This window comes from Gammaproteobacteria bacterium (assembly GCA_013696315.1).
Classification (GTDB): Bacteria; Pseudomonadota; Gammaproteobacteria; order JACCYU01; family JACCYU01; genus JACCYU01.
The window spans coordinates 1-5382 of record JACCYU010000192.1 but is presented as its reverse complement, the minus strand read 5'-3'; the positions used below and the strand labels follow the sequence as shown (position 1 = coordinate 5382).

Below are 5382 nucleotides of genomic sequence, written 5' to 3'. Positions count from 1 at the left end.
CGGCGTCGAACTCGCTCTCGAGCTGCTGCATGGCCTCCCTGAGTTTGTAAATCTTGAAGCGATTTTCGAGCTTGGACTCTATCTCGGCCAAATCGGGCGCGGCAGGTATCACCGATAAATTATCAAAACCCGTGTCGTGTACATACTGCATGGCATCGACCGGGGTCAGGCGGAAATACAGAAACTGCCGGAAGAAATCCGCGATCGTCGTGGGCACCTCGGCGGCGTGGTCACCCAGCAGGTATGTTGTGCTGTTGCACTGAGGATCGAGATCCAGTACCAGAGTGCGCAGACCCCGTTGCGCGCTGATGGCAGCCAGATTGCCAGTGATGCTGGATTTACCTACGCCGCCCTTCTGATTAAAAACCACGTGCCGCATGCCCGTCTCCCCTCGTACCTTTACCGTATACGGCGTGGTAAATCGGATTTTATGCGCTCATATGATCGCACCCGCCGGGCCTGAATTTTAAAATAGGCACCGCTCGTCTGGTGATGTTACCACCTGGCATGTCCGGTCACTAGAAAAGCACAGGTTACGTTGCCGGTGTGACACAGCGCCTTGGCGCGAACGTGGCCTGTAATGAAAACTGGAGGGGTAAATTGAACAATGTTCAACGCGCGGTGTAAATATCTACTTTGGCAGCGCTGAACCACGATGGTCGATAATAACGGAGGTTGTTTAATGCCCGCCCCCGGCACATTGCAGGCGCCGGCGCGGGACGAGTCAATGTAATGCTGTAAGTGAATAAAAGTTACTCTTCCGATGACCGGTCACTCGCCGACTCGCTGGTATTCGCATCAGGCATGTTCGACTCGGCATCATCCATTTTTTTCTGCATGGCTCCTTCACCATGCATCATCTTTTCGTCCATCATTTTCTTGCCCTTCATCTTGACTTTATCCACCATTCCCCCCATATCTCCGATCGCCGCCTTTGTACCGGTGCCAGTGCTGGAGTCCGCCGAGCCGGCCGCATAGGCGGCGTTGCTGAAGGTCAGTGCTAATTCAGTCGCTAGCTGTTAAGTCCCGGCATATGGTGGGTTGGATCGAGTTTGAATCGATCGAATTCTTGTGTCCATGTTTTGCTGCATGCTCAGGCGGCGTCCTTCCAACCCGCTTCGTTAGCGTGGCATTCGAGCGGCACGCCATCGCCGAATTGCATGCCCGCGCGTACCAGTGGTAACAGGTGTGCGGCATCGAGCTTGCGCCAGCGTGCCACGGCCATTCCAATGAGCTTGAAGGCCATGGTCTTTGACTTGGCACGCGTGTCAGCATCTTTCGTGATCCGCTGTCGCAGTCGTACCGTGGTGAACACCGACTCGATCGCGTTGGAGGTGCGCAAGTGCTTCCAAAGATTGTATGTTCTCACGCGATCGGCACGGTAAGCTACTGAGGTCGTATTGGGGCTCGGAGTGTGCTGTGCAGCCTGTTCTAAAGCGTGGGTCTGAAGGCCGGCGCTGAGTATATCGCGCACGGCGCTGTGCCGGTCTTTTTGATCCCGAACGGTTACCTGAGCTTTGAAGCTCGCATCTGCAAGCAAGGGAGATGAAGACCATGTCCGAACCTCTATGTGTGGGGATCGATGTTGCGAAGGGTCATGTGGATGTTGCCACCGACTTTGGTGGCCAGGCGCAACGTTACGGCAACGATGTAGACGGCCACACGGCGCTGGTGGCGGCGCTTTCGGCGCGGCTGGTCGCGTTGATCGTCATGGAAGCCACGGGCGGCTACGAGGCTGAGCTGGCCTGTGCGCTGCAGGCGGCGGGACTCCCCGTCGCCGTGATCAACCCGCGGCAGGCGCGTGACTTCGCGAAGGCCATGGGGCGCTTGGCAAAGACGGATCGGCTCGATGCCATGATGCTAGCGGAGCTTGCCAGCGTGCTGCGGCGCCGGCCGGATACGGCGCGCTTCCTGCGCCCGTTGCCCGATGCTGACCAGCAGCGGTTGGCCGCGCTGGTGGCGCGGCGACGTCAATTGCTGTCGATGCTCACCGCAGAGCGACTACGGATTGGCCCGACGACGGCCGCGACCTTGATCGCGCAGCTGCCGGAACTGGGCCGGCTCAACCGACGCCAAATCAGCGCGCTAGTGGGTGTCGCACCGATGAACCGAGACTCAGGTCAAATGCGCGGGCGACGCGCCATCACCGGCGGTCGGGGCCAGGTGCGTCATACGCTGTATATGGCGGCGCTGACGGCGACGCGCTATAACCCGGTGATCCAAGTGTTCTACCAACGACTGCTCGCGGCAGGAAAGCTCAAGAAAGTAGCGCTGGGCGCGTGCATGCGTAAGCTGCTCACTATCGTCAACGCAATGGTGCGAGACAATGAAACCTTTGATCCCGACCACGTCAGGACTTGACAGACAACACGGTCACTCAGCCGGGAAGTCGAAGTGCGTCTGCAGTGCCGCACGATCTTTGGCCAGGCAGCCAGCGGCGTTGTCGCACTTCGGCGCGAACTCGGCCAGGAAGCGATCAATGCTGTGCTTGGCTTCGGTGCGTGTCTCGGCGTACATGATTTCACGTAGGTCGCATTTGGCCTTAGGCTGTAGGCGCTTGGCAGCAATCCACGGCTTGTCCCCTAAGCCGCTAACCGTCTACGTAAACGGGGTGGCTCCAGCCCTCAGCATAACGCTTGTATCTCACGCGTTGAACTGGCCACAAACCGAGTGACTTCACTCCTGTTTAATTCAAATATAGACTTTGTCGAGCTGCTCTTAATTCTATTCTGTAGGGGCTCTTACGATCCACGGCAAGGGCGTATTGTTGGGGTGTCCCGAAGCCCTTCTTCCCCATAACCAGGGCGATTCCAGGCCACGCTTCGGCAAATTCGTAGATCGGGATGCGTATGTTTCCGCGGCTCGGGTCGGCGAGGAACACGCGATCCCCCCGCACGCCACGCAACACAGCGAAATGCTCATAACCTTCCGTCTCTAAGTACACCAATATCGGTCCGCGCAATGCGAGCAACGCCGGAATTCCAAGCTTGACACCTACAGCCTGATAGCCGCGACGCTCTACATACTGTTTCAAATCAAGAAGGGACAGCCCTTTCTCTTCACGTTTTTCGAATTGAAAGTCCTTTAAGTGCTTCTCGATGTCCAGCAGGATATGGCGTTCGGTATCACGATCTTGAAAATAATAGTTGAGCAGCGTTGCCAACGCTGCCGCCCCACAAGAGTAATCAAACTTTTGCATGACCACATGCCGCGTAAGCACTTCCTCCCAGGTCTTGACGTTGTCCGAAAAACGAACCGCATTAGTTAGCAAATTAACCTGTGTGTCTTCCGTCGTGTGCGCGCAACCGGATATTACCCAACCCACCCCGCACACCAGCATCATTGCGGCCTTTAACATTCCGCAATGCCAAAGTGATCGCTCCACAGTTGAGTTAAAGTTGAGTTAAATATGTGTAACCTTCACGGCGGCTGCCGGTGATCGTCGTTTTGATGCAAAAACCTTAAGAAATGCGATCTCATGTCAGAACGGCATGAGATCGCATATATCTTTGTCTAAAACACTACATTTGATTTGTCTTACAACTACAGCAGAGGCGGCAAGGTAATTGTAACTGTGCACAAGGCCGTGCAGACCGTCTGGGTGTTGTTATTGGTGTTGTTATTGGTGTTGGTGTTGGTGTTGATGATTTTGATACGAATTCTGCCGCCCTCACCCGTGATGCTTGCCATCTGCTGGCTGCTCATCGCCTGATAAGGAGCTTCGCCAAGGATTGACGGAGCTGGTGCGGCCGCGGCAACGCCCACGCCCAACGTCAGGGCAAGCCCTGCAACTGAATGAAGTAGTTTGCTTTTCATGTTTATCTCACTCGTTAGTAAATGTACAAAACGTATAGGCACTTATTGCCGAATGCCCAACGGCTTCCGCATATATAGCAGCTTTAAACATCATAAACCTCACTCAAATGTGTGATAAAGTTATTAGGTGTAAAAAAAGTTAGCAACTCGCCTACGCATCACCGTGCTCGCGCATAAGCTAACGCGTTGTAGGCCTCCCAGCCTCACAGCGACGTTGCCACTTCCCAACGGCCTGCCGGCCGAGCTATCCTATTGCACTGATGGACAACCGCTATGAGCTATGCACCGAACCGGAGGTGATCGATGTCACCTTGCCGAAGCATCGTATTGCCGATCAATAGTTGGGTCGTACAAGTAAGCGACGCTGGAGATAAAAACCGTCGGCAGCGACTTAGGGTGTGTTGTCGGTGCGCTCATCTTTCGCTGTCGTGAGCGTGGGCTTATGGGGACTTGCGCAAAACGCGCTTCGTGGGCCGGGCGGGCGTCCAGTTGCATGACACCCTACCGCTTGCGCCCCATACAAACTTCGGTCAACTTCGATCCGTATGCTTAATCTGCATCGGGATGCTAATATCAAAAGGTATGCACATATGAAAGACCAATCGCACTATCCACTGCTTCGTCATTGAGCCCGTAGGATATCGTCGGTTCAATGTACTGATTGGGTGAGATTGTATAGGAGAGGCTCGACTGTAACGTCCAAGGCTGTCTTTGTGAGCCTTCAATTGCTTTACCGTCGAGTGTTGTTTGAGTCTGAAAGACGCCTTGAAACAATGTGCTAAAAGTTAGTTCGTCATTCACCGCAAATCCCGCCCCGAAGCTATAAATGAATTGCTGGCCGCCTTCCACCTCCATACCGTTGATTGAGTCGGAAAAAAAATGCGCGTAGTCAACTCCGCCGAACAACACAGCGGGGTCCGAGGATCTCACGAATGTAAGTCCGGCACGTACGTTGCGCCGGTTCTGCGCAAATGCGATATCTTCCGGGGAGAATAAGGCAGTCGTTACCGTATCGTCTAAACCTGTGCTTTCCTCAAAGGGTTCCACAAAACTTAAAGAGCCAATGATGTTCGGCCACTTTGCGGTCTCCTGCCGGAGAATGAAGTTAAGTCCCGCTTCAACATCACTAATACCAGAGATATTGTCGTGGATCTGGCTTGTGCCGCCGGCACTGTTTCGAATGCTGAACTCTCGTTGACTCCCACTAAGCGGCACACTTAAGAAGATCTCCGACCGATAGGGAAGTCCGACCCGTACGGTGTTGGTCCATGTCTCTATATCGAGCCTGCTGAACGTATCGTGTGCATAGCTAAGTGATGAATCCAGTTGGATCTGGCCCGGCGATAACAATACTAGCGCTTCTCTTAGAAATATCTGCCGATGATCATCTTTTGGCGCCCGCCCTATGGGCTCACGTTTCTTAACTCCTACGTTGCTCCTTTTAGCGCCCGCTCCATGTTTATTACCTACGCGTTGTGTCCCCTGCACAGAAGCCGCTACGGTCATGGCAGTGGCACGAGTCATATTAGTAGCAGTTAGATGTTGTGTTCCGTCTAGATGGAGGTT

8 protein-coding genes are annotated in these 5382 nt (G+C 54.3%); 1 reads left to right on the top strand and 7 read right to left on the bottom strand.

What is annotated here, in order from left to right; translation table 11 throughout:
- From H0V34_11335 to H0V34_11325, 3 genes are all read right to left on the bottom strand, one after another.
- Window positions 1-379 (bottom strand): AAA family ATPase (locus tag H0V34_11335; GenBank protein ID MBA2492254.1); only part of this gene is annotated, 379 nt, incomplete at its 3' end.
- A 373-nt stretch (window positions 380-752) separates the two neighbouring features.
- Window positions 753-908: a hypothetical protein gene (locus tag H0V34_11330; protein ID MBA2492253.1), complete on the bottom strand. Its 156-nt coding sequence runs from the start codon at window positions 906-908 to the stop codon at window positions 753-755.
- 185 nt (window positions 909-1093) lie between these two features.
- A complete protein-coding gene (locus tag H0V34_11325; protein MBA2492252.1) occupies window positions 1094-1540 on the bottom strand; it encodes a hypothetical protein in 447 nt (148 codons plus the stop codon).
- Window positions 1541-1554: 14 nt separating this feature from the next.
- Here H0V34_11325 and H0V34_11320 point away from each other — a divergent pair, with 14 nt between their 5' ends.
- Entirely contained in the window at window positions 1555-2361 is an 807-nt protein-coding gene (locus H0V34_11320; GenBank protein ID MBA2492251.1) for a transposase, read from the top strand.
- Between the two features lie 12 nt (window positions 2362-2373).
- Here H0V34_11320 and H0V34_11315 read toward each other — a convergent pair whose 3' ends face one another.
- The 4 genes from H0V34_11315 to H0V34_11300 form a co-directional block, all read right to left on the bottom strand.
- Window positions 2374-2517 (bottom strand): hypothetical protein, encoded by a 144-nt coding sequence (locus H0V34_11315; protein ID MBA2492250.1) that lies wholly within the window; start codon window positions 2515-2517, stop codon window positions 2374-2376.
- A gap of 169 nt (window positions 2518-2686) precedes the next feature.
- Entirely contained in the window at window positions 2687-3358 is a 672-nt protein-coding gene (locus H0V34_11310; protein ID MBA2492249.1) for a C39 family peptidase, read from the bottom strand.
- A 185-nt stretch (window positions 3359-3543) separates the two neighbouring features.
- A complete protein-coding gene (locus H0V34_11305) occupies window positions 3544-3816 on the bottom strand; it encodes a hypothetical protein (GenBank protein ID MBA2492248.1) in 273 nt (90 codons plus the stop codon).
- 573 nt (window positions 3817-4389) lie between these two features.
- Entirely contained in the window at window positions 4390-5322 is a 933-nt protein-coding gene (locus H0V34_11300) for a hypothetical protein (protein MBA2492247.1), read from the bottom strand.
- Window positions 5323-5382 lie beyond the last annotated feature (60 nt).

Bases quoted from the DNA above. Each gene is read 5' to 3' on its own strand.
- H0V34_11315 (MBA2492250.1), bottom strand. From the start codon at position 2,517: ATGTACGCCGAGACACGCACCGAAGCCAAGCACAGCATTGATCGCTTC.
- H0V34_11320 (MBA2492251.1), top strand. From the start codon at position 1,555: ATGTCCGAACCTCTATGTGTGGGGATCGATGTTGCGAAGGGTCATGTG.
- H0V34_11305 (MBA2492248.1), bottom strand. From the start codon at position 3,816: ATGAAAAGCAAACTACTTCATTCAGTTGCAGGGCTTGCCCTGACGTTG.
- H0V34_11330 (MBA2492253.1), bottom strand. From the start codon at position 908: ATGGTGGATAAAGTCAAGATGAAGGGCAAGAAAATGATGGACGAAAAG.
- H0V34_11300 (MBA2492247.1), bottom strand. From the start codon at position 5,322: ATGACCGTAGCGGCTTCTGTGCAGGGGACACAACGCGTAGGTAATAAA.
- H0V34_11310 (MBA2492249.1), bottom strand. From the start codon at position 3,358: ATGTTAAAGGCCGCAATGATGCTGGTGTGCGGGGTGGGTTGGGTAATA.